Origin of the sequence: Mycobacterium intermedium (assembly GCF_002086275.1) — a bacterium.
GTDB classification, from domain to species: domain Bacteria; phylum Actinomycetota; class Actinomycetes; order Mycobacteriales; family Mycobacteriaceae; genus Mycobacterium; species Mycobacterium intermedium.
In genome coordinates this window covers 1-928 of sequence record NZ_MVHT01000269.1, presented here as the reverse complement: position 1 = coordinate 928, position 928 = coordinate 1, and the positions used below count along the sequence as shown (strand labels likewise).

The 928-nt window shown below is 68.5% G+C and carries 1 protein-coding gene; it reads right to left on the bottom strand.

The window, feature by feature from the left end; genetic code table 11:
- Positions 1-928 (bottom strand): beta-ketoacyl [acyl carrier protein] synthase domain-containing protein (locus BST27_RS30620; protein ID WP_139805509.1); only part of this gene is annotated, 928 nt, incomplete at both ends.

The window sequence follows — 928 nt, the reverse complement described above, 5'->3', positions numbered from 1 at the left end:
ATGCGGGTGAAGTGCAGGTTCGGCGGAACCACCCCGTGCTGCACGGCGAGGACCGTTTTCATCAGTCCCAGCGCGCCGGCGGCCGACTGGGTGTGCCCGAAGTTGGTCTTCACCGAAGCGAGCGCGCAGGGGCCGTCGGTGCCGTACACCTCGGCCAGGCTGGCGTACTCGATCGGGTCGCCGACGGGGGTGCCGGGGCCGTGTGCCTCCACCATGCCGACGGTGGTCGGGTCTACATCCGCTGCGGCCAACGCCGCCCGGTACGCCTCGACCTGCGCCGGCTGCGACGGGGTGACGATGTTGACCGTGCGACCGTCCTGGTTGGACGCCGTGCCGCGGATCACCGCCAGGATGCGGTCCCCGTCGCGCTGGGCGTCCTCGAGTCGCTTGAGCAGCAGCACGGCGGCGCCCTCACCGACCACGAACCCGTCGGCAGCCACGTCGAACGTGTGGCACTTTCCGGTGCGGGTCAACATGCCGTTGGCCGAGCCCGAGGCGAAGCGTCGGGGCTCGAGCATCGCGTACACGCCGCCGGCGAAGGCGAGGTCGCTCTCGCCGTCGTTCAAGCTACGGCAGGCCAGGTGGGTAGCAAACAAACTCGAGGAGCATGCGGTGTCGATTGTGACCGCGGGACCGCGGAGTCCGAGCGCGTAGGAGACCCGCCCGGAGGCCATGCAGGAGTTGGTCCCGGTGTTGCCGTACGGACCCTCCAGGGTTTGGGTGTCGGCCTGCACGAACGCGTAGTCGGTGTGCATCAAGCCGATGAACACACCGGTCAGCGAGTCCGCCAGCTTCGCCGGCGTCAGACCAGCGTGTTCCATGGCCTCCCACGAGGTCTCCAGCAGCAACCGGTGCTGCGGATCCAGCGCGGTGGCTTCCGTTTCGGGGATCCCGAAGAATTCGGGGTCGAAGTCGCCGATGTTGTCCA